Genomic DNA, 22,773 nt, shown 5'->3' on the forward strand with positions numbered 1-22,773 from the left:
CTGTCAAGGCTGGATTAAAGTCTTGTCCATGAAGTCCTGGAAAATTCCCCAATTGGAAATCATTTCTCTACACGTGTCCCATTTTTCCTTCATTGACGGATTTTCACAATCAGAAAAGGACCTAGCATAATGGAAATTGAAACACAGGCATTCGGTTCTCTTGGACTCCTCATCTTAGTGCTGGTGCTCCTGTTTGGCTTTCTGTATGTCATTCCTATTCCCCTTTGGATCGCCGCATGGGCCTCAAACGCCTATGTTGGACTCTTTACCCTGGTCGGCATGCGGTTGCGCCGGGTTCCCCCAGTCACCGTGATCAACGCCAGAATCAGCGGGGTCAAGGCCGGGCTCGATATTCCCGTGAACGACCTGGAAGCTCACTTTCTGGCCGGGGGCAATGTGGTCAAAGTCGTCAATGCCATGATCTCAGCCGACAAGGCCAATATCCCCATGACTTTTAAACGCGCCGCCGCCATTGACCTGGCCGGACGCGACGTCCTGGAGGCCGTCAAAATGTCGGTCCTTCCGAAAGTCATCGAAACTCCCCGTATCACCGCGGTGGCTAAGGACGGCATCCAGCTCATCGCCGTCTCGCGGGTAACGGTTCGGGCCAATATCGATCGCCTGGTCGGGGGAGCCGGCGAGGAGACCGTCATTGCACGCGTGGGAGAAGGCATGGTCAGCACGATCGGATCCTCGGCCACCCACAAGGACGTCCTGGAAAATCCGGATCATATTTCCAAAAATATTCTGGGAAGAGGATTGGATGCCGGGACGGCGTTTGAAATTTTGTCCATTGATATTGCCGATGTGGATGTCGGAGAAAATATTGGAGCGAAGTTGCAAATTGATCAGGCCAATGCGGACAAGCAGATTGCTCAAGCCAAAGCGGAAGAACGACGGGCCATGGCCGTCGCGCTGGAACAGGAAATGCGGGCCCGTGTCGTCGAAGCGGAAGCAGAAGTCCCCAAGGCCATGTCTGAAGCCTTTCGTCAGGGAAATTTAGGAATCATGGATTATTACCGGATGAAAAATGTGCAAGCCGATACGGCTATGCGCGGGGCCATTGCCGGAACGGAAGAGGAATCTCCCGGGTCTTCAAAACCATGAGAAAACTATGAGCATCGAAGCACTGGTGTCATTTATTGTCTTTCTCTTTCTGTCGTTACTCGCTCTGGCTGTTCGATGGTTGAATGAGAGAATACGGCGAGACATGGCGCTCAGGGATTTGAAGGATCTGTTTCTTCCCTCCGATGATTCCGGAGAGAAGGGTGTCCGTGAGGCACTCGGCACCACACCCACTCCGTCCTCAAAATCGAAAGAACCCATTCAAAAATTCAGACCAATCACCTCACCCACACGCCGGACCGCCAGTCGACTTCGCCTACATAATAAAGCGGACCTTCGTCAGGGCATAATCATCATGACGGTTCTAGGCCCATGCCGGGCGCTGGAACATCCCGATGAGTAGACAACTGTTTTTATTGAGGCTCACAAGCTCACACCCATCGTCTGCACCAGATATGTGAGGCAAGAGACAAGAGCCCCAATAAATCTCGGTCGAGGCTATGTTCCCGAATTCACGGTTAACTTCCTTTCTTTTCCCGAAACCGCCAAAAGCCGACACGGCAACGAACTGTCCCGGCAGCCATCCGGTCAAAGGAAAACCGCGTTCACTCCGATTGCACCCCGCCTGCCAAAACCGGGTTCCTCTCCATAAGGAAAGCATAATGGCCTATTCGAAATGGTCTAATTGAGGCATAACACCAGATGGCCAATGAAGGTGTGACCACATTAAGCTACCCCGTCCGCGGTCCAGTCATTCTCAAATACCTTGGGCAGCTTGGTCTGATGCTGGCCATGCTGACCATCCTGCCATTGAGCGTTTCTATTTTTTGGGGAGAATATGCCATCAGCGGGCGATACCTGGTTGTCATTCTGACCTTAGCGTTGCTGGGCATTCCTCTCTCCCGTCTTTCCGTTCCCATCGCTCTCCAAACGAATGAAGCGCTGACAATCACCGCCCTAGCCTTTTTTTTCTCCCCCCTCTGTATGACGTATCCTCTCATGGCCTCGGGGCTATCCTTCCAGGATGCCTGGTTTGAAGCCGTCTCGGGAGTCACCACCACAGGGCTCTCCGTGCTCTCCTCCGTGGAAGATCAATCACCCTCCCTGCTCTTCGCCCGTGCGTGGATGCAATGGTACGGGGGATTAGGGATTGCCATCCTTTCTGTCGCATTGCTCATGGGACAAAGCATCGCTTCAAAGAAATTGGTGGAACCGGTGCCGGGAGAGAATTTTGTTACCACGACCCGGACACACGCACGCCGGGTCCTTGGGGCTTATGTTCTCCTGACCTTGCTGGGAATGGTGGTGCTCTTGGGCCTTCAAGTGAACCCCTTTCATGCGATAACCCTGACGCTGACAGCAATCTCCACAGGAGGGTTTTCCCCTTTCAATAACAGTCTGGCCGGACTCGATTCACTACCTGCCACATCCTTTCTACTCCTACTGTGTGTGTGTGGATCAATCTCCCTGCCCCTCTTCGTCTATACGTACCATCATGGTTTCCGCCGGCTGATCTCCGATGTGGAATTACCAGCCCTTCTGGTGTTCTGTAGTCTGGCCGGCTTGGTCGTCGGACTTTCATTGGGGCAACACACCAATCTAGGTTGGACCAGCGCCCTGGCCCATGGGGCGGCCTTGGGGGTGTCCGCTCAAACCGGTACCGGCTTCAGCACCCTTTCGCTGACGGAGATCGATCAAACCTCCAAATCGTTGCTCATGGCCTCAATGCTCATCGGTGGAAGCGCCGGCTCAACCAGTGGGGGGATTAAAATTTTCCGTGTTCTGATCATTCTGGTGCTGATTCGCGTAATCCTTCAACGGGCCTGTGCTCCTCCTCACGCCGTGATCGAACCCTGGCTGGGAAATCGGCGGTTGGAGTATGAAGACCTCACTCGTGCCTTGCTGCTCACGTTCCTGTTTATCGCGGTGATTTTTTGCTCATGGATCCTTTTTCTCGTTGGGGGATACGACCCCCTCGATGCCCTCTTTGAAGTCACGTCGGCAACCGGAACCGTGGGATTATCTACCGGCATTACCGGCACGGAACTTCCTGGATGGCTGAAAGGGGTGCTCTGTTTTGATATGCTGGCCGGACGACTGGAAGTTATTGCGCTTTTGATGGTGTTATACCCGGCCACCTGGCGAGAAAGGAGAACCCGAGCGCAATGAGAGCGGTATTTATTGGAGCCAGCTCATTGACCGTGATGACGGCGGACATTCTCTTAAAACGAGGGCACGAAGTCGTCATCGTCGAAAGCAATAAGGAACGGATCAATGAACTCAGCAAGGATCTCGATTGCGGGTTCGTCCATGGTGACGGAACCACGCCGGCCATTCAACGAGAAACAGACCCCGAGCATTCAGATTTTCTCTTTTGTTTAGTCGGCAATGATCAAGCCAACATTATCGCCAGCCTGGTCGGACGGTCCCTCGGGTTCCCGCGCGTGGTCACTAAAATTGTCAATCCGGAATTTGAACACATCTGTTTGGAGCTGGGCCTTGAGGAAACAATCATTCCGTCCAGTACCATGGGGCGGTATTTAGCAGACAAGTTCGCCGGGCGGGATTTACTCGAACTATCAGGGATGATCAAAGATGAGGCTCGCGTCTTTTCCTTTGTCGCCCGTCCGGAAGACGAAGGTCCACTGGAAAAGATTGCTATCCCGGGGCAACTTCACCCCATTTGTCTCTATCGGGATCATACCTTTATCCTGCCCGAAAAGGACACGGAGGTAAAGAAAGAGGATGAAGTGGTGGTGATTACTCACCAGAAATTTCTGGCCCAACTCAAAGATCGTTGGGCCGTGAAGAAAGAAAGGCACCAATCCTCTCTTTCAGGTGGCCAGGAGAATCCGGATGAAACACCCGCATAAGTTCTGGAAACGTCACAACGGACATGGAACATCCTGAACGTCATGTGCAGACAGTGTCAGATCTAGGGCAAACAGGTTGCGTGTTGAACACGAAAGGCCTTTCGGCAAATCGTCATCTCGCTTCCTCGTTATTCCCGTCATGTGTAATTAGGCATCTTTCTTGGTTTCGTTTCAGATGGATTCCCGCTCCCAATCTGCGGGGATGACAGACGAAAGTGTCATGCCCGACGTGTTGTACACGTCCTTCTGTTGAATTCCGTCACTCCCGACCTTCGTTATCGGGAGTCCATCCTGCTGACGAAGACGTGAAGCGTGAGGAATGAGAAGCCATAAACCTTGAGACACCTGGCGTGAGGGAGTTGCTCCCGGTCGTTCCCCACAGACAAAGAGATGAAGGAGGCTTTTTCGATCGAAGGACTGACGGAAAGCATGTTGAACCGAGACTTCCCAAGTCATTTACACACACTAGCTCAACACTCGATTATCCGCTTGGTGAATGGTTGTTCAGTATGACATGAATACCCATGAAGAACATCGGCAGAATCCATATCGGGACTTCAGGCTGGCATTATCCTCATTGGGTGGGACCTTTTTATCCCTCCGGCATGGCCAGTGACGAGTTTCTCCCGTTCTATGCCCGCCACTTCGGCACTGTTGAAATCAACAACACGTTTTATCATCTTCCTGCCCTTCACACCCTGAGAGAGTGGGAAAAAGAAACACCCAACAACTTCCTATTCACCTGTAAAGGCAGCCGGTTCATCACGCACATGAAAAAGTTGAAAGATCCTGAGAAGAGCATAGAACGATTTTTTGAGACCATCACCGTGCTGCGCCACAAACTGGGACCAATCCTCTTTCAGTTGCCACCACGTTGGAGAATGAATGTGTCCCGGTTGGAAGAATTTTTGAAAGCGCTACCCACACCATTCCGCTATGCATTCGAATTCCGGGAAGAAAGCTGGTTCGCACAACCCGTCTATGACTTGCTGACCAAATACGATACGGCCTTTTGTCTCTATCACCTGGCCGGTCGATGGTCACCGGAAATCGTCACCACGAATTTTGTGTATATCCGGCTTCATGGCCCCGGCGAAGCCTATCAGGGAAAGTATCGTGCCCCAACTCTTCGGCTTTTGGCCAACAAATGTCACACGTGGGCCCAATCCGGAAAAGATGTCTACTGCTATTTCGACAACGACCAAGACGGGTATGCTCCGATCAACGCGCTCGCCCTACAAAAAAACGTAGAAGCCTTGCGGGAGAAACCCTCGTAAGCGCACAGGACCGCCACTTGAGAACAATCCTAAGAAAGTCCGTCAAGAAATCAACGCCGCTGAAAGGAGAAGAAGCCCATGACGGAAGAACCTTTTGTCAATTTCGAAGGAACCTGGAAAAACCAACATCAGTCCATTTTAGAATTGACGGTGGTGGAAGGATTGGTCAGAGGACGATTTCAATCAGGGGTCGGAGAGGATGGGCAACCACTCTGGGCAGAGGTCAATGGCCGCATTCTGGGGGATATCATCACCTTTCATGCGGTGTATCCACTCTATCGGACCATCGTCACCTGGATTGGGCAACACATGGTGGAAAATGGGATTGGGAGTATTCACACCCAATGGCTGCACGCGACGGACATTAAGGAGAGAGAGGAACACGAATGGATGTGGTACTCCAATCGCATTGGTTCCGATGTCTTCACAAGAGTCTGAACCATCATAGGCATAAAGGAACAAACCAACTCATTCCCCAAACCCCATCCGATCAGCTTGATGCCAGACTGAGTTGTTTCGTGGACCATCCCCAACGTCGAATCAGGATAAAAACCCCCAGGTGGTCTTGAGTTGCGCCGCGGGTGGATGGTAGGCCCGAATTTTCCGAAACCCCTCACAATCATCTTTTTCCTGTTCGGGCCAAATTTCAAAATGCTCCCTGGTTGGAGGAGTCATCGCTCGCACATAATCCCACACATCTCCATCACTAAAGACCACGATCCTCCATCCATCGCTCGTCTGATATTCAACCTTGCCCTCTAAAATATCTCCAGCGACTAATTCCACGCTGGCCTCCTCACGTTCAATTCGCTGAAGTTCATTGAAGGCGGCATCGCAAAAGTCTTCTCTGGTCATTGAACTCCCTTTATCGATAGGATAACCATATCAACTGTATTCATGAAGTCTTGCCTTTGGGGTCGGTTTAATAAGGACTGCTCCCAATCAAGGAAAGGTTCAAAGGGAAAATCCTGTCCCGCCAAGAACCCAACAGAAAATAGTACAAATAATCAGGAGGCAAGTCGAGAGAACCATTCTCACAACTTTTCTACTATCGTGATTCACACACATCATGCCTCCCGCCACCACCTTCAGCAAATCCACTTTGTTTGCCATTTCCTATCTTCTTCTGACGGTACTTTTCTTTCAGCTCGGATCAGGGCTCCAGGGCATCCTTGTGCCCATTCGAGCTCAATTGGAAGGCTTTTCCACCCCTTCAATCGGTCTATTGGGAACCGCATTCTATTTGGGCTTCGTCATCGGCTGCCTCTTGATCCCCACCCTCATCCAGCGAGTCGGGCATATCCGGGTGTTCTCAGGATTCGCCGCACTGGCCGCCACGGCGTTTCTTCTCCATGATTTCGTGACCACCGTTCCAGTCTGGCTCGGATTACGGGTAGCCATTGGATTTTGTTTTGCCGGCCTCTACATGGCGATTGAAAGCTGGTTGAATGACCAGGCGACGACCCACACCCGCGGACACATCCTCGGCACCTATATGTTTGTGAGCTGGGTGGCGGTGATCGGCGGTAAATTGCTCTTCGCCTGGATTAACCCAGGCGGGTTATCTCCCTTCGCATTGGTCAGTATTGGAATCTGTCTTGCCGTGATCCCGGTTGCATTTGGAACCGGTCCGGCACCCGCGCCAGCCACGGAAAACCCTCTTCGCCTCCGTGAACTCTACCGGATCTCACCTGTGGGTTTTGTCGGGTGTTTGAGTGTGGGCGCCACGAATGGGGCGTTTTGGACGCTGGGGCCAATCTATGCACAGTCCCACAGCCTTACCCCGCTCCAAATCGCTCTCTTCATGGGTGCAGCCGTTTTCGGCGGGGCACTCACTCAATGGCCGTTGGGACGCTGGTCGGATTGGATGGATCGTCGCCGGATCATTGCAGGATCATGCCTCACCGCAGCACTGGCCGCAGGGGCCTTAGCCATGGGAGACCAGAGCCATGAACTCATCATTCTGACCCTTGCCCTTGTATTTGGGGCGGGGGCCCTCCCTCTCTACGCGCTCTGTCTGGCCCATGCCAACGACTTCGCGCCTCCCGAAAGCTTCATCCAAGTCAGCCGCGATTTGCTGATGGTCTTTGGATTTGGAGCTATTGTCGGTCCCTATCTCGGGGCATGGTTCATGACCATAGGCGGACCCATTGGCCTCTTTCTCTTCACAGGGAGTATTCATTTGTCCTTGACCGCGTACACACTGATACGTATTTGGAAACGCTCGCCGGTACCTGAAACAGAGAAAACGGCTTTTGTCAGTGTCCCAAGGACCACTCAAGCCATTTTGACCCTTGATCCCCGTTCGGAGGAGACAGGGCGTATGGCCTCCACTCAACCGGTCAAGGAGGAATAACGTCGGTCTCGCGACCTGTCTCAACCTGATAGCGAAGAACATGTATACTTCATAAATAGACATGTCATCATAGGAGACGGTCTGCAGCCATGTCCGTGCACAACACCGAGATTGCCGAAATGTTCAGCCGGCTGGCAGAGCTTCTGGAAATCCAAGGGGCCAATCCCTTCAGGATTCGAGCCTATCGTAAGGCCGCGCAAACCATCGAAGGGCTACCACATAGTGTGGCATCGATGTTGGCCGAAGGTTCGGATCTTTCAGACCTTCCTGGTATCGGAGAAGATCTAGCAGCCAAGATCCAAGAGATTGTGGAAACGGGTCATCTTTCCCTTCTTGACCAGGTCAGTTCCCAACTACCCGGGCAACTGGCTGACCTGGCAAAAATTTCGACACTTGGCCCCAAGCGCGTGAAAATGCTCTACGACACACTCGGCATCCAGGACCTGAAGGGACTGGCCAAGGCCGCCCGATCCGGAAAAATCCGGGAGCTTCACGGATTTGGGCCAAAAACCGAAGAAAAAATTCTCGCAGAGACGGACAAACGCTCAGGCACAGAGCAGCGAATCAAAATCAGTACGGCCGAAGAGTTTGCGGAGCCGATCCTCGACTATCTGAAAAGCGCGAAGGGAGTGAAAGACGCCATGATTGCCGGCAGCTATCGCCGGAGAAAAGACACGATTGGCGACCTCGATATTCTGGTGACATGCACACAGGCGAAAACCATGATGGACCACTTTGTGGCCTATGAGGAAGTTGAGACGGTCGTCTCCAAAGGCCAGACCCGGGCAACCGTCATACTCCGATCCGGTCTCCAGGTCGACTTGCGAGTCGTTCCCGAAGAAAGCTACGGGGCCGCTCTGCAATACTTTACCGGTTCTAAAGCGCACAATATCGCGGTCCGCTCGTTGGCGGTTAAAAAAGGGCTCAAGATTAATGAATACGGAGTCTTTCGAGGAGAAACACGTATCGCGGGACGGACGGAGAAAGAGGTCTATGCCCAGGTCGGTCTCCCTTACCCTGAGCCGGAGCTACGAGAGAATTGGGGTGAAGTGGAAGCCGGGCTCCATCATGCCCTCCCCCACCTCGTCACACTCAACGATATCCGTGGCGATCTGCATGTGCATTCCAAAGCCAGCGACGGCCATTCCACTATTTACGACATGGCCCTGGCCGCCCAAAGTAAAGGGTATAACTACCTTGCTATTTGCGACCATTCCCAACGCGTGACAATTGCCCACGGCCTTGACGCCAAACGCCTTGCCTCACAGATCGAGGAGATCGACAGGCTCAATCAGACACTCAAGGGTTTCGACATTCTGAAGGGGGCCGAAGTGGATATCCTGGAAGATGGGTCCCTGGATCTCTCCGACGAACTGCTACAACGTTTGGACCTGACGGTGTGCGCCATCCATTACAAATTTAATTTGCCACGGGCGAAACAAACCGAGCGCATCATTCGGGCAATGGATCATCCTGCTTTCTCTATCCTCGCACATCCCACCGGCCGCATGATCAATGAGCGGGAACCCTATGAGATCGATATGGAACAAATCATGGCCGCGGCCTTGGAGCGGGGTTGTTACCTGGAGGTCAATGCCCAACCGGTACGCCTCGATTTGAATGATCGCCACTGCAAAATGGCGAAGGATATGGGAGTGAAAGTGGTCATTTCCACCGACGCGCACCGGACCACCGATCTGGATTTCATGCGCTTCGGTGTGGGGCAAGCCCGTCGGGGTTGGCTGGAGCCGGAGGATGTCCTGAATACCCGCAGTCTTAAAGAACTCAAGAAATTTCTTCGCCGGACATCATCATGAACCATCGCTCAGGCGGTTGATAAGGTTCCCACCTATGCTCAAGCGCACAGTCCCCCTGTTTCAACTGCTGGGATTCAAGGTCGGCATCGATTGGACCTGGCCCTTTCTGGCACTGTTGATTGTCTGGTCACTGGCCATGGGATTCTTTCCGCATGAATATCCGGATTTGCCGGAATCCACCTATTGGCTGATGGGCATTTCCGGGGCCATCGGACTATTCGGGTCTCTCATCCTGCATGAGTTGTCTCACTCCCTGGTCGCAAGACGATACGACATTCCCATTACCGGCATTACCTTGTTTATTTTTGGCGGAGTGGCGCAAATGGACAAAGAGCCGCCCAATGCCACATCCGAGTTCCGCATGGCCATTGCCGGGCCACTGGCCAGTTTCTTGTTAGCAGGAGTGTTCTATGGCGCGTACGCGCTAGGACACCTGCTTAGCCTTCCTCTTCCGGTTTTTGCGGTTTTCGGGTACCTGGGATTTATCAACCTGGTCCTGGCCGTGTTCAATCTTTTTCCGGCCTTCCCCCTGGACGGAGGCCGCATGTTTCGCGCGATGTTATGGCACTGGAAGCGCGATCTACAATGGGCGACACACCTGGCCTCCCGCATCGGATCGGGTTTTGGATTCCTTCTGCTGTTCCTGGGCGTCCTCAATATCCTTCACGGCCGGCCATTGAATGGCATATGGTTCTGCGTGCTGGGCCTCTTCCTCGACCGGGCCGCCAGTGCCTCCTACGATCAACTGCTCGCCAGGCAGGCTTTCGAAGGAGAACCGATCCAACGGTTTATGGCAACCGATGTCGTGACGGTTGCACCCGATCTCTCCATCCGGGCATTCGTGGACCAGTACGTCTACCGGCACCTCCACGATATCTATCCTGTGATCAACCACTCACAGCCCGTAGGCTGCATTCACGCACGTCACGTCAACAACTTGAATCGCGAGGAATGGGACTATCGCACCGTCAATGACCTTCTCATTCCGTTGAATGATCACAACACCATTGCTCCCCATACCGACGTCATGCAAGCCCTCTCACTGATGAACCGGACCGGAAACAGCCGGCTCATCGTCATGGACAAAAATCGTCTCGTCGGTATTGTGGCCTTGAAAGACATCTTGAAATTTCTTTCGTTAAAGCTTGATCTGGAAGGAACCCGATACCCTGCAACTCCCCCCCTCAACAAACCGGAGACAACTGTCAAATAATTGCTCTCCTGACCTTCTGCGTATTCCTCTTCTAAGCAACCTGAGAGTTTTCCTCTACTATCGTTATTAACATGACGCCATGGTGATCCCGATCCCCGGCGACTTGCCAGCCGGCATTTCAAACCCAGGGCAGATTGTTATGGGACCTGCCTCTGAGGCTGTCACGACCAGCACCCCCGTAAGCCCATAAGGGGTGGGACATTCTCAATCAAATTGTGGTAAAAATTTCTCTCGCCTATCATAGGATCAGTTGATAGGCGGTTAAGCACATTGGGACAAGGCAATGGAGGGCCTTTGAGGATGATGGAAGCCTCAAAGGCCTTTTTTTGTTCAACTTCAACAAAGGAGGGACTCCACGTTTGAACCGGAGGTTGTTTTCGCAACACATCCATTAGCCGGGACGAGGGCTGGAAGAGGAAGAAGAACAATCCTCAATCACAAGCAGGAAGTGACAAAGCTTACCGAATGGTCTCGGCATAGCTCTTACAATTATACACACGGAGGACTCAAATGAGGCACCTTTCACCAAACAAGACCGTTTTTGGAATAGCCCTGGTACTTGGAGGTCTGACCGGAATCTTTCTAACCGGGGAGGTATCTGAGGCTCAGAAGCTCCCATTTTTCAATCGGAATGTTGTCCTTTTGGATTGCGTCGAGAACGCCACAAACAATTTTGTGGTAGATAATATGTCTTCAACCGTTGATGTGGAAATCAATAGAGGGCTGGATTGTGCGGCAGCTGTGCAAAAGTTATTGGGCAAGGGTTATGTGTTGGGACCCGGAGCCGGAGGTGTGACATCAGGTGAGGCAACCTCACTGGATCACTTCTTGATGCTATTTCTTCTAAACCCCAATGATTTGCTTGAGCGAAGGATCGACCCTCAGACCTTAAACCCTTCACGAGATTGCTTTGCTGGACAGAACTCCCAGGGATGCTCCACATATATTCAAAGGCCGGAAACACAAAACCCGACCGTGAATAGGCCGGCGCCCCTAAGCCCGATATTACAAAGTCCTCGAACCCCGATATTACAAAAGCGTACCCCTTAAAGCCCGCTCGGCAGAGAAACACCCGAAGCCCGACCGCATTACACGGCCTCGGGCTTTGGTGTGAACCGGTTATCTGGCACTGAAAGAGCAGGATCCGGGATTGGGACTGAAATGGCCTAGCCGGGTTGGACAGATCGGGAACCAGCACTCGCTGAAAGAAGGCCGGCTAGATGTGATCACCTGAACAGCAGAAGTCGAACGTTCAGCCGCCCAAGCCGGATCGTATTCTTTGCCAAATATCCTTCTGCGGAATGTGCAGGGAGCCCAACACGATTACACTACACGTGCATGAACATTATTTACAGGTTCAATGCGCAAAAATCCACACAGGCATTTCCACGGAGCAGAAATTTCCTGCCACTCCCAAACACCAAGCTTCCTCTCAAAAGAAGAAAAATTCGTCTAAAATCACTGTCTTTCTTGATCAAACCGCTTCAAGAAAAGGCAGCTTTATCGACGGCTCCCGGGACACTGGGAAGCGGATTAACCGTGGTTGCCTGTGGCCCCTTCTCCCCATCTTCCACATTGAAGGAGACCTCCACCCCATCCTCAAGCTCCTCGAATTTCATGCCGTGTACCGCATTTTTGTGAAAGTAGACCTCGCCTCCTCCGTCCTGGAGAAGAAAACCATATCCTTCATTGGGAAATAATTTAGAGATCACTCCGCGTAACGGAATAGGCGGGACCCGAATTTCTTTGGAGGCCCGTTTGTCCCGAAACTTCTTAACTTCGATGGCCATGGCAAAGAATGCCGCGCGGATAGCCTCTTCGAAGGTCTTTTCCTCTTTTCTCGCCGTCAGAGTATGCCGTCCAGGCATCGTGACGACCACAAGGGCTTCGGCCACATTTTGGGATTTTTTGTGATGGGCGTTTTTTGTGAGTGTTACCCGCCCATGGATCAGATCCTCATGGCCGGCCTGGAGATCGGCCATCCGACTTTCAATCTCCGTTTTCCACCGTGGGGTCATTGTCACATTCCGACTGTCAATTTGAAGATCCATAGTATTTTCTTCCCTCTCGATTTGAGTATTAAAGACAACAGACACTCACATCACCACAAACCGCGCTTCCAGTATACTCATGGACGCTCACGAGGGGAAACATGAAACATTCCCCTAGCACAAGGCCACGTGACGAAGTGCGGTCATTGGCCCACAGGTTTTCAATCGATCAAGCTGCGCCTCATTCTTCACCAAAAAGCCTCCGGCAAATCCCAGGGCATTCACGGAAATGTCTTCAAAACATTCTGTGGACCGTGGCACCAATAACATCCACTGCCGTGTGACCAGTAAATTGTAAGGCCCAGGGCTTCTGGTTTTCCCTCCAGGTCCACGGTCAGGCAAGCCAAGAGTCTGCAACATTTCCAGATATTGCTTCAGCAATTCTTGTGCCCCTTTCAAGGGAGAATCAATCCATTCCGGTTTCATCCGGACCAACACATGGGAAAAAGGGAGCCCGGGAGCCCTCCCAATCGTCCCTTCGAATCGGACGGTTTCCAAAAGAGGTTCAATAGGAAGATGGGCGAATTCAGCGGTCAGGGGAAGTGGGACCATTTGCAAATGCTTATGTCGTTGACTCGCGCCAGCGGCTTCCCCCGCGTTGTAAAAAGCCAATCCTTCGAACTCGGCCAAACACAATAACACAGCTTCGATATCACTCAGCGTGAGGAAGGATTCCTGTTCCTGAAACGATCGCGTCACCATGAGGATGTGATGATCCAGAACGTTAAATTTATTCAACAAACACACATGGGTATCGGAAATATCCGCCACAAACAGATCCTGATCGTAAGGCAGAAAGGGGTTCTGATCTGTGTTGGCAGCCTTGGAAGCATGCCGTTGATCGACCTTTGCCTGCACCTTCCTGACCAGATTGGACACAATTCGTATCAGAAAAATAACCCCGGCTTGTTCCACCAACTCAAAACGGGTGGGAATCGTACGTATCGCACCTTGGTGCATGGCGTGAGCGGTTCTGGCTTGCACCTTGGCCTGCAGGGTTCCTGGTTCAAAGCCGTGAATGATAACAGACATGCTTATTCCCCGTCTTACGATGGCGCCATCCCTATCAAATGGGGGACCTGACTCACATGGACATCTTTCTTGAGAGCCGACTCTCAGCTTCCATAAAGAGGTGCTGATTTTTGCTCAGACTACCTCTAGTCTGCCAGATTCAGTTAAACCTTCAAAACATCAAAACCGGTTTTCCCAATTATGAGTCGGAAATCATGATTAGCGGCCTGCCGAATGCCCTTTCAGACACAGCCCCTGGCGGGCGGCCCTGATTTGTTTACACTTTTTCTCCTGAATGCCTCCCCACATGAGACCTCAGGCCTCACCATTTTGTATAGTCATCGTTCGCATCCAACCCATTCATAGCAGAGAGAGGATGGTGACAGAGAGAATCGCGAGAAAAACCAGGAAATCAAATAGCCCGATGTTTTGCTGGAACCCCTGTGCGAGATTTAAGATACACATCCATATGGTCCTATCCAGGATTGCCTCATAGGAAATTTCTATTCATCTATTAGGAGGTTTTATGGCTACACCGAATCTTCATATTAAGGCCCGTGATCTTATGCAAACCCGCATGGTCGCGGTCACTCGTCAGTATAGTGCTCGCGACCTCTCGATTCTCATCCATTCGGGCACGTTTAGCGGAGTCCCTGTTATCGAACCGGGCAATCATCTGGTGGGAATGGTCACCGAATTTGATGTATTGAAAGCCCTGGTCGAGGGGAAGGATTTGCACGAGCTAAAAGCCGAAGACGTCATGACCACAAATCCGGTGACGGTTGAAGAAACCGCAACAGCACAGGAAATCGTCAACCACATGATCAAACATCAGATTATCCGCATTCCCGTCGTACGTGATGGCAAGCTTCTCGGTATGATCTCCCGCACAGACTTATTGAATCATCTGATTGATAACCATTTAATTAATGTCTATGGAGGCTAGCAACCGGGGGGAGTTAATTTTCCAAGCCTCGAGGAGGCCACATCCTCCTCGAAAGCCGGTCACGTTGAAGGCTGCTCCGGTTCCCAGGGGCGTCGTCTTTCCCGACCCCCCTCATCCACCTGTCTTTTCCCATCTCTAGAAAAATTCAAGACAGAGCTGACGTCATGCATGGGGAAAGGGGCCGGACGTCGATCTCTTCACCAATGCCTGCTGAAAGAGCCATGGGGGAAGACCATAAATATCCTCAGAAAGCGTAACTCAGTTCAAGCATGTGCAAGTCTACACCACGACTCTTTCCATAAATTGTCGCATCAGACATGTGATGGAATCGCCAGCCCACAACCATGTGCCCTGGAAGCTGAATACCCACACCAACGTGTGCAATGAATTGAAACGGACCACCAATATCTTGACGGCCAAACTTCCACTTGCTGATGAGCGCTCCTCCGACTCCGCCATCAATAACCAACCACCAACTTGGAATTTTTAAAGCCAGACCAGGGGTGAGCGTTGAGATAAAACCGAGATCCCCGGCTCCCCTCAACGCACCAGCAGTACCCCAGACTTGTGAACGCACCTCCCACCCGGACATACCTTCCCACCTCCAGGGAAGTCCCATGATGCCAAAGACGTCAAATTGTTCAAAATCTTCCTTTTCGCCAGGCTGTAGGCCGGCCTCTTTGAAGTTCATGCCACCTCTCACCCCAAGGGCGACCAATTCAATGTCTTTCGCCCATCCGGTTCCCGAACAACCCAAGAAGCAAACCAGCACTAATAACGCCCTCATTAACTTACGACTCCTTTTGAAAAATATGACGACACGTTTGACGGTGACCGCTCATCAGAACGACATACTGCCCAACCCCAGCAAGATTCTCATTGTTGTCGTCAAGGGAATTGAATGAATATTACAAAATTTTCAAATGAAAGGCCCCTTCACAATCAGACTCTTAGCCTGAAGAAATTGAGGACAAGCGCAACACCTCTCCAAAGCTGAAATGAGGATTTTTGCGCCACTTTCCGGTGTTGGAAAATTTTCTTTCCTAAAAAATCAAAGTCCTCTCTTCCTTTCATTTTGGCACAGGTCTTGATGTCTCCAGATTGTACAATATTTTAACGGATATCTCTTGTATGTTACTCATCGCCACCATTGACCCCATCTTGCGAAAAAATCTACAGCAGACCTTAACGGAAAGGGGCGACCCCTTTCTTTTGCTGGATGAGGGGGAAAATATTATTGAATCGGTATTATGTCATAACCCTTCTCTGGTCGTGGTGGATTTATATTTGACCCAGCCGAGCGGTCTGGAAATTTTACGTCAACTCCGTGAAAAGGGATTCTCAGGAAAGGTGGTGGTATTGGGAGGACAATCGAATCAAAGCCTCGCTCCAGAAGCCAGTCAACTGGGTGCCATTCAAATTATTGGACGTCCGTTCAACGCCAACCAGGTACTGGGCGCAGTGCGGGTCGCCAGTGGAGACTTAGACTAAATGACCGACTAAATTGGCCTTCTCCATCTGAAGAGGTGTGATATGAAAAAGTATCGTAACATCGGACACCATGAACGAGTAATACGCGTCGGGGTCGGGTTTCTCCTGCTTGCCTTATCAGGATTTTCTTTCCTACCGGGGTGGGGGGATTTAATCCTCATGATTGTCGGCCTTATCGCCTTGTTGACCGGCATTATAGGATACTGCCCGGCGTGGCAGGCCTTGGGCATAAATACATGCCCACTCCAAAAACCTGAGCATCCGCTTTCACGCTCTAATCCGACAGGTCACGAACAGGCGGATGCCTCATCCCACCGATCGTAAAGAAGCGGAGTTTCAACCTGATGATCACACTCCCCGGCAGGAAGAACAAGATGAGAATGATTTCTGAATTGTTCTGCGGAGGGAATGGTCCGTTAACGATTTGAAATTTAAGGACAATTGGCGCCAATTATTGAGACTGATCACGATCATCAATCACAGAGGAAGGCGGGGCCACCACATTAAGGTTCCCCACATGCATGATCCTTTGACGCGATTAGCGCTTGAATGCCATATGCTCCGAGGTTGAAGTCCAACAGGTGTCGCTACTCATAAACCGTCACCTCAACCATTCCAAGAAACGTCCACAAATGCTTCTAGCAGATAACACGGAGCCTCATCCCACAGTCTGGTGGGGTCCCCATAACGCGAAGGAAACATGAAAACTCCAACCGCGCCAGTGAAATACAAAACGATTTTGATTCCTGTGGATGATTCGTCACAGGCGAAGGAGGCTGTTCGAAGCGTACAGGCTTTGTCTCTTCCGGAACGCGTGCTGCTGCTCCACACCATTTCCATACCTCAACTCGCCTATCCGGGAACAGGGATGAGTGTCGGTCATGACTTTTCCGGGGCCGCGGAAAAGGCGTTGCGGGAAGAAGGCGCTCGAATCCTCGAAAAGGCCGCTTCCCTTTTGCCACCCGAATGCGGGAAGGTCTCTCAACACCTTGAAATTGGGATTCCCGCTTCGGTCATTCTCTCGATGGCGCAGCACGAATCGGCGGATCTCATCATCATGGGGTCGCGCGGTCTGGGAACCATTAAAGAACATCTGATTGGAAGCGTCTCCCACCGGATCGCCACCCACGCATCGTGCCATGTCCTTCTCGTCAAGGCTCCCGTTATCCCGTTCAACAACATTCTTCTTCTCATCGAACATCCTCTTGATGCCGGATGGGCCATTGAGTTTTTATCCCAGCAGCCTTTTCGAGTCACGCCTCATGTCTCCGTGCTGCATGTCATCCCCTTTGCCCAGCCTCTTCTCCCGGTTAGCGCACTCCTACCTGACTCCTGGAAGAAAGAACTCCAGAATGGAGGAGCCCGTTTAACGAAAGACGTTTCGGACAAACTCTCAAGCCTGGGGTATTCCGTAGAGAGTATGGTTGAACCAGGGGCTCCTTCCTCAGTCATTCAACGACAGATCTCACGGCTTCAACCCCAGTTAGTCCTCATGGGTACTCCCGGTCGTTCGCCGCTTCAACGACTGGCACACGGGAGTGTATCTCATGCGACCATTCATCACTCCCCCTGCTCCGTGCTCTTGATTCGTGAACCAACTTCACACGCTCCGGCTTGATTACTCGAAGAGCCTCTCCCTATGATGGTATGCTATAATCTTTAGCGCGAGAAACGATACCATGGATTCCCCATCTCCTAAATTCGCCATTCTAGTCGGGGGCGGACCTGCTCCCGGCATCAATAGTGTGATTGAAGCCGCCACGATTCGAAGTCGTCTCTGTGGGGTAGAGGTGATCGGGATTGAAGATGGATTCCAATGGTTGATGAAAAGCGACCTCTCCCACACGCAAACTCTCACCCGCGAAACGGTCAGCCACTTGCACTTTCGTGGTGGCTCGTTATTGGGCACATCTCGAGCCAATCCGACCAAACGCCCTCAAGACTTATCAACCACGTTGACCTCCCTGCAAAAATTGGATGTCACCGGCCTTATCACGATTGGCGGGGATGATACAGCCTTTTCCGCATTAAAACTCGCGGAACTGGCCAGTGGGCGATTGCACGTTGTTCACGTGCCCAAAACGATTGATAACGATTTGTGCCTTCCCCATGGCATGCCGACCTTCGGGTTTCAAACGGCCCGGCACATGGGAGTCGAGCTGGTCAAAAATCTGATGATTGACGCCCATACCACATCCCGATGGTATTTTGTGGTCACCATGGGACGTAAGGCCGGACACCTGGCCTTAGGCATTGGTAAAGCGGCAGGGGCGACTCTGACGCTGATTCCTGAGGAATTCAAGGGGACCACACTCAAGCTTGGTCACTTAACCAACATTCTGGTGGGAGCCATGACCAAACGTCTGGTCCAAGGCCGCTCGGACGGCGTGGCCGTGTTAGCTGAAGGACTGTCGGAGTTTTTGGATCAGGACGACCTCACCCTCCTAGGCGGAGTTGAACGAGATGAACATGGCAATATCCGGCTGGCGGAACTGGATATCGGAAAGGTCCTGAAGGAAACCGTCACCCAAAAGCTGAAACACTCTGACATCAAGATCACCATCGTGTCCAAAAATATCGGCTATGAACTTCGTTGCGCCGACCCGATTCCGTTCGACATGGAATACACTCGGGACTTGGGGTATTGCGCCGCCCAATTTCTTCTGGATGGAGGAAATGGCGCCATGGTGTCCATCGTGAACGGACGCTTTACCCCCCTGCCGTTTACAGACATGGTGGACTCCGCCACAGGCCGCACCCGAGTGCGCATGGTCGATGTCGAATCGGAATCCTATAAAATTGCCCGTGCTTATATGGCCCGCTTAGAACCGGAAGATTTGGCACGCATGGAAACCGTTACACAGTACGCCGAAATTTTACACATGACTCCCGACCAATTCCGTAGTACCTTTGACACGATCGTCAATTCCTCCTAAACATTCACGGCATTTTCTTCCCACTGCCTCTTTTCGTATTGGCCACTCTCTCCTTAAAGGGCAGAGACTGGCACTCAAGCAAATTGTTGCCTAAACCACAGGCCGGCCATAGGAGACTGAACGCTTAGACAAAAAAAGAGGAAGGAGCCGATTCTGGGCAGAGAAAAGACCAAGGACGTGTGGTTATTGATGCGTTTCGTGTTTGTAGAGGGATTCCGACACATCCATCGAGAATCCCCCCTCATCTGTGAGCACCAACCCTCCATCCTGGTCCAGACTGAATCTCATTGAATCCAAGAGGGCCGTCACCGGCAATTGATACACAATAAGGGTCCCTGAGACAATCGACATGACCTTTGTGCGAAGGTCGGACTTCTTTTGCATGTTTCCGCTGAACATATCTTTGACAAACGTATAACCTTTCACCTTGACGATCCCGGCTTCATAGATCAGCACCTCTCCCACAAAAAACCGGGGCGAATCTTTTTCAAATAGTCGGCGATGGACGATTAACAATTTCTCTCCTTGGTTTAGCATGCGTTTCCTCCTTTAACTCGGCAAAAGGATAAGAGAGGAATTGTCCGCTTCCTCACCCTTGGGCTAAAAAACCCCTTTCTCTTATACCCATTGGTCAAAGTCGGGATGGGCAACCAGGGCACGCAGAATATCGCTTCTGGTAATCATGCCCACTAATAAGCCCACGACTTCAGACACAATCGGCAATGCGCCAATGTGTTCCTCCAACAACACTCTCGCCAGTGCGCGAAGCTCCGTTTCAGGGGACGCGACGAGGACCGGGCGACTGACCAGACTTCGAATAGAACCTCCGGCTTGTGTATGAGACGCGGTTTCTCCCGAAAGAACCGACTCCATGGTTCCCCGGAACAAATCGCGATCGGATAACATCCCGACCACGACGTCCTTTGCATCGAGAATAGGAATGTGTCGAAATCGCTTGGAATGCACCACAGCCCAGGCTTGGGAAAGTGAGGACGTCACAGAAAGCGTGACGACAGGAAAGGACATGATGTCCCTGGCAAAAATCTTTGCTCGGGAAGATTGCGTGAACGATTCAACTTGTTCATATAAGCGGGCCTGCAAGGGAGATGGTCCGGTATTCTTCTGAGAAACCGAAGGAAGGTTTTCGTGCCCGACCTTCACCCGGCCAGCGGGAGAGGCCTTCGAAATTTTCTCGACATGTCTCTGCCGGAACGAACCCGGCACATAGGGGACCCGCATGCCCCCCGGCTCAAATAAGGTGAACATTCCGACACTCCGTGCCCGATTGCCTGGATTCACACTCTATACTTGTACATGAGACATTGAGCATGCTTGTCGAATTCCCACCGTTTTGTGAGGCCCAAATTTTCGTCCTCAGCGCAGGCATGGCGACGGTCCCAGCAATCCTTCCGGCAACCGGGTTCGTGCATCGACACAAGCCTGATTCAGTTGTGCCTGGTTTAATCCTTGGGCATACCGAATGGCCACACCCTCCAAATGCGTGCCTTGAAAAGAGGCTTTTTCGAGATTCGCTCCCCGAAGATCGGCCCCGTACAACCTCGCCCCATCCAGTTTGGCCTCTTGCAGATTGGTACGGAACAGCACGGCAAATTCCAGATTGCTCTGTGAAAGATCCGCTTCAACCAGGTTCGCCCACGAGACATCGGCGCCTTCCAGATTTGCCCCGTGCAAATTCGCCTTCGCAAGATAGGCTTCATCCAATGTCGCCCGCAAGAGATGGCTATTCGCTAAATTCGCCCCAAGCAGGTCGGTATTCTGAAAACTTGCCCCGGCGCAATTGGCTCCTTCGAGATTGGCCTGAAACAGGACGGCCCTGTCCAAATTCGCTTCACGGAGATTGGCATGCGTCAGCACGGCCTCATTCAGATTGGCTAAACCCAAATCCGCACCGGACAAATCGGCCGAGCGAAGATCGGCTTCTTGCAAATTGCTTCGGTTTAAATCCGCATCCAAAAGTTTGACATTGACGAGTAAGGCCCGCTGAAAACTGGCTTCTCGGCCATCCACTCGAATAAGAGACGCCTCCGCCAAATTGGCCATTTCGAAATCCGCCCTGACCAGATAGGCCTCCTCCAAATCGGCGCCTCGTAATATACCCAGGCGGAAACGGGACTCTGCGAGATTCGCTTCTCGCAGATCGGCTCCTGTGAAATTGGCCTGGGTCAAATCGGCTTTTCGAAAATCCGCCAACCGTGCCCTAGCACCTGAGACTGTGGCTCCGCGCATATCCACCGAGTAGAAAGAAGCTTCGGTGAGGTTAGCTTTTTGAAAATTCACATGGACTAACTTGGCTGTGGTGAACACGGCACGCGTCAGATTGGCCCCTTGAAAGTTGGCCCCGCTCAAATCTTCTTCCCGAAAATCGACCCCGGACAGATCGGCCCCGCATAAATCGGCCTGCACCCCTTTGGGATCTTGATGGTCGGCGAGCCAACGGGCATGTGCGGCAAACATCCGGGTCAACGTCTCTTCCGGAACCTGTTTGCCGAGGAATGCCCCATGACAGTCAGGGGAGTTGCCTGTAAGGTCACCGGACACATCCAGATGCTCCCCATAGGCTCCGGAGGCCATCAGCCATCCGATGAATACGACCCCCATCAACCCTTCGATCCACGATCCTCCTGGTTTCATCGACCTCATATGCACATGGCCTGTCTTTCCTGTGTTCAACAATATCCCTCCTTTATGTTTATCATGTCGGGTCAAGTCCGCGCTTCCCCAGATGGTCCTCTATGAAGGCAGACAAAACATTCGGCATTCATGCGATTAAGGTTAATGCCGGACGACCAGCACGGAAGAAGGCGCATACGCGCTCACCCATTCCGAGACACTTCCCATGGTAAATCGTTCCACACCCGTCAGCCCTTTGGAACCCATGACCACCAATTGGGCATGACAGGCTGGAACCGACTCGACGATTTTCTCCCGTGGGTTCCCCTGAAGACGTTCTCCCACCACCTGAAACCCTTCCTTAAGAAACAATTCTCGATATTGCTCAAGGCATTCCTGAGCATGCTGCCGAAGAGGAGCCACCATGGCCTTCAACCGTGATTTCGGAAATAGCTTCTTAGACGCATCCGTCAGGATATCGGGCACAACCGACACCAGGTGAAGGGTCACCTCTTCAGGAGACAACCATTCTTTCACCTTGTTTGCCGCAAACTTGGATGGCTTGGACCCGTCCAGGGCGAGTAAGACCGAGACCGGTACATCGAGTGGACTTTTGACCGTCAGGACGGAGCTGGGCCCATGGGTCAGAATCGTCCTCGAAATACTTCCAAGCAGATATCCCGGGAGATCGTTCATTCCGCGTGATCCCACAACCACCAAGTCAGGCCGACTCCGCTCGGCATAGGTAATAATTGAATCAGCCACATGCCCTTTCACCAAGGCCGTCTTAATCGCCGCGAAGGGTTTGGTCGTGGCCTGGCTTAAGGCCACTTCGATTCGGTGCGCACAACCCGTCAAGACCTTCTGACCCGCTGCCTCCAGTTTTTGAGAAATATCTTTGGTTCCTGACTCATGCTTTCTGGGTCGCTTCACCCCACCCCCTCTTAAGATCCGTGGATCAACCGCATGCAACAGCACCAACTCGCTTACCGAATGGCGAAACAGCTTGCCTATGCACTCCAGGGCCCAGAGTGAAAACTCCGATTCATCAACCGCACACAGGATTCTCATTGGCTCGTCTCCTCCATCTCATTCCCACAGAACAC

At 52.0% G+C, this 22,773-nt stretch carries 23 protein-coding genes; 14 read left to right on the forward strand and 9 right to left on the reverse strand.

Features of this window, described 5'->3' with window-relative positions:
* The first annotated feature begins 129 nt into the window (after positions 1 to 129).
* The 4 genes from floA to H6750_00860 all read left to right on the forward strand — a co-directional run bounded on the left by floA (position 130) and on the right by H6750_00860 (position 3,938).
* Positions 130 to 1,107, forward strand: a complete 978-nt coding sequence (gene floA, locus H6750_00845; protein ID MCB9772858.1) for a flotillin-like protein FloA — start codon at positions 130 to 132, stop codon at positions 1,105 to 1,107.
* 7 nt (positions 1,108 to 1,114) lie between these two features.
* On the forward strand, positions 1,115 to 1,468 hold the full coding sequence (locus tag H6750_00850; protein ID MCB9772859.1) for a hypothetical protein: 354 nt from the start codon (positions 1,115 to 1,117) through the stop codon (positions 1,466 to 1,468).
* Positions 1,469 to 1,848: 380 nt separating this feature from the next.
* Positions 1,849 to 3,234 carry a TrkH family potassium uptake protein gene (locus H6750_00855; protein ID MCB9772860.1) on the forward strand — a complete coding sequence of 462 codons (1,386 nt, stop codon included), beginning with the start codon at positions 1,849 to 1,851 and terminating at the stop codon, positions 3,232 to 3,234.
* On the forward strand, positions 3,231 to 3,938 hold the full coding sequence (locus tag H6750_00860; GenBank protein ID MCB9772861.1) for a TrkA family potassium uptake protein: 708 nt from the start codon (positions 3,231 to 3,233) through the stop codon (positions 3,936 to 3,938). The genes H6750_00855 and H6750_00860 overlap by 4 nt, the downstream gene beginning before the upstream one ends.
* A 171-nt stretch (positions 3,939 to 4,109) precedes the next feature.
* On the opposite strand, the gene H6750_00865 is transcribed toward H6750_00860, so the two are convergent.
* Positions 4,110 to 4,394 carry a hypothetical protein gene (locus H6750_00865; GenBank protein ID MCB9772862.1) on the reverse strand — a complete coding sequence of 95 codons (285 nt, stop codon included), beginning with the start codon at positions 4,392 to 4,394 and terminating at the stop codon, positions 4,110 to 4,112.
* Between the two features lie 68 nt (positions 4,395 to 4,462).
* On the opposite strand from H6750_00865, the gene H6750_00870 reads away from it, so the two are divergent.
* The gene (locus tag H6750_00870; protein MCB9772863.1) at positions 4,463 to 5,215 is read left to right on the forward strand and encodes a DUF72 domain-containing protein; all 753 of its coding nucleotides are present in this window, start codon (positions 4,463 to 4,465) and stop codon (positions 5,213 to 5,215) included.
* Positions 5,216 to 5,293: 78 nt separating this feature from the next.
* The gene (locus H6750_00875) at positions 5,294 to 5,653 is read left to right on the forward strand and encodes a hypothetical protein (protein MCB9772864.1); all 360 of its coding nucleotides are present in this window, start codon (positions 5,294 to 5,296) and stop codon (positions 5,651 to 5,653) included.
* A 102-nt stretch (positions 5,654 to 5,755) separates the two neighbouring features.
* On the opposite strand, the gene H6750_00880 is transcribed toward H6750_00875, so the two are convergent.
* Entirely contained in the window at positions 5,756 to 6,070 is a 315-nt protein-coding gene (locus H6750_00880; protein MCB9772865.1) for a hypothetical protein, read from the reverse strand.
* 214 nt (positions 6,071 to 6,284) lie between these two features.
* Between H6750_00880 and H6750_00885 the strand changes: the two genes are divergently transcribed.
* From H6750_00885 to H6750_00895, 3 genes are all read left to right on the forward strand, one after another.
* Positions 6,285 to 7,571 (forward strand): MFS transporter, encoded by a 1,287-nt coding sequence (locus H6750_00885; GenBank protein ID MCB9772866.1) that lies wholly within the window; start codon positions 6,285 to 6,287, stop codon positions 7,569 to 7,571.
* A gap of 89 nt (positions 7,572 to 7,660) precedes the next feature.
* Complete coding sequence (polX, locus tag H6750_00890; GenBank protein MCB9772867.1) at positions 7,661 to 9,388, forward strand: DNA polymerase/3'-5' exonuclease PolX; 1,728 nt, start codon at positions 7,661 to 7,663, stop codon at positions 9,386 to 9,388.
* A gap of 34 nt (positions 9,389 to 9,422) precedes the next feature.
* Positions 9,423 to 10,601, forward strand: a complete 1,179-nt coding sequence (locus H6750_00895) for a site-2 protease family protein (GenBank protein ID MCB9772868.1) — start codon at positions 9,423 to 9,425, stop codon at positions 10,599 to 10,601.
* 1,484 nt (positions 10,602 to 12,085) lie between these two features.
* Here the strand turns inward: H6750_00895 and H6750_00900 are convergent.
* Entirely contained in the window at positions 12,086 to 12,652 is a 567-nt protein-coding gene (locus H6750_00900; GenBank protein MCB9772869.1) for an HPF/RaiA family ribosome-associated protein, read from the reverse strand.
* A gap of 114 nt (positions 12,653 to 12,766) precedes the next feature.
* The gene (locus tag H6750_00905) at positions 12,767 to 13,684 is read right to left on the reverse strand and encodes a phosphorylase (protein ID MCB9772870.1); all 918 of its coding nucleotides are present in this window, start codon (positions 13,682 to 13,684) and stop codon (positions 12,767 to 12,769) included.
* Between the two features lie 505 nt (positions 13,685 to 14,189).
* On the opposite strand from H6750_00905, the gene H6750_00910 reads away from it, so the two are divergent.
* Entirely contained in the window at positions 14,190 to 14,609 is a 420-nt protein-coding gene (locus H6750_00910; GenBank protein ID MCB9772871.1) for a CBS domain-containing protein, read from the forward strand.
* Between the two features lie 244 nt (positions 14,610 to 14,853).
* Here H6750_00910 and H6750_00915 read toward each other — a convergent pair whose 3' ends face one another.
* Positions 14,854 to 15,396, reverse strand: a complete 543-nt coding sequence (locus H6750_00915) for an acyloxyacyl hydrolase (protein ID MCB9772872.1) — start codon at positions 15,394 to 15,396, stop codon at positions 14,854 to 14,856.
* A gap of 344 nt (positions 15,397 to 15,740) precedes the next feature.
* Here H6750_00915 and H6750_00920 point away from each other — a divergent pair, with 344 nt between their 5' ends.
* The 4 genes from H6750_00920 (at position 15,741) to H6750_00935 (ending at position 19,036) form a co-directional block, all read left to right on the forward strand.
* Positions 15,741 to 16,100, forward strand: coding sequence for a response regulator (locus H6750_00920; protein ID MCB9772873.1), 360 nt, complete (start codon positions 15,741 to 15,743; stop codon positions 16,098 to 16,100).
* A gap of 42 nt (positions 16,101 to 16,142) precedes the next feature.
* Positions 16,143 to 16,424, forward strand: coding sequence for a DUF2892 domain-containing protein (locus tag H6750_00925; GenBank protein MCB9772874.1), 282 nt, complete (start codon positions 16,143 to 16,145; stop codon positions 16,422 to 16,424).
* A gap of 376 nt (positions 16,425 to 16,800) precedes the next feature.
* Positions 16,801 to 17,718, forward strand: a complete 918-nt coding sequence (locus H6750_00930; protein ID MCB9772875.1) for a universal stress protein — start codon at positions 16,801 to 16,803, stop codon at positions 17,716 to 17,718.
* A gap of 61 nt (positions 17,719 to 17,779) precedes the next feature.
* Positions 17,780 to 19,036 carry a 6-phosphofructokinase gene (locus H6750_00935; GenBank protein MCB9772876.1) on the forward strand — a complete coding sequence of 419 codons (1,257 nt, stop codon included), beginning with the start codon at positions 17,780 to 17,782 and terminating at the stop codon, positions 19,034 to 19,036.
* A 183-nt stretch (positions 19,037 to 19,219) separates the two neighbouring features.
* On the opposite strand, the gene H6750_00940 is transcribed toward H6750_00935, so the two are convergent.
* The 4 genes from H6750_00940 to H6750_00955 form a co-directional block, all read right to left on the reverse strand.
* On the reverse strand, positions 19,220 to 19,573 hold the full coding sequence (locus H6750_00940) for a hypothetical protein (protein ID MCB9772877.1): 354 nt from the start codon (positions 19,571 to 19,573) through the stop codon (positions 19,220 to 19,222).
* Between the two features lie 81 nt (positions 19,574 to 19,654).
* Positions 19,655 to 20,302, reverse strand: coding sequence for a CBS domain-containing protein (locus tag H6750_00945; GenBank protein MCB9772878.1), 648 nt, complete (start codon positions 20,300 to 20,302; stop codon positions 19,655 to 19,657).
* Positions 20,303 to 20,410: 108 nt separating this feature from the next.
* Positions 20,411 to 21,688 (reverse strand): pentapeptide repeat-containing protein, encoded by a 1,278-nt coding sequence (locus H6750_00950; GenBank protein MCB9772879.1) that lies wholly within the window; start codon positions 21,686 to 21,688, stop codon positions 20,411 to 20,413.
* Between the two features lie 141 nt (positions 21,689 to 21,829).
* Positions 21,830 to 22,738 carry a universal stress protein gene (locus tag H6750_00955; protein ID MCB9772880.1) on the reverse strand — a complete coding sequence of 303 codons (909 nt, stop codon included), beginning with the start codon at positions 22,736 to 22,738 and terminating at the stop codon, positions 21,830 to 21,832.
* Positions 22,739 to 22,773: the final 35 nt, after the last annotated feature.

The sequence above is a fragment of the Nitrospiraceae bacterium genome (genome assembly GCA_020632595.1).
In the GTDB taxonomy this organism is placed as follows: Bacteria; Nitrospirota; Nitrospiria; order Nitrospirales; family UBA8639; genus Nitrospira_E.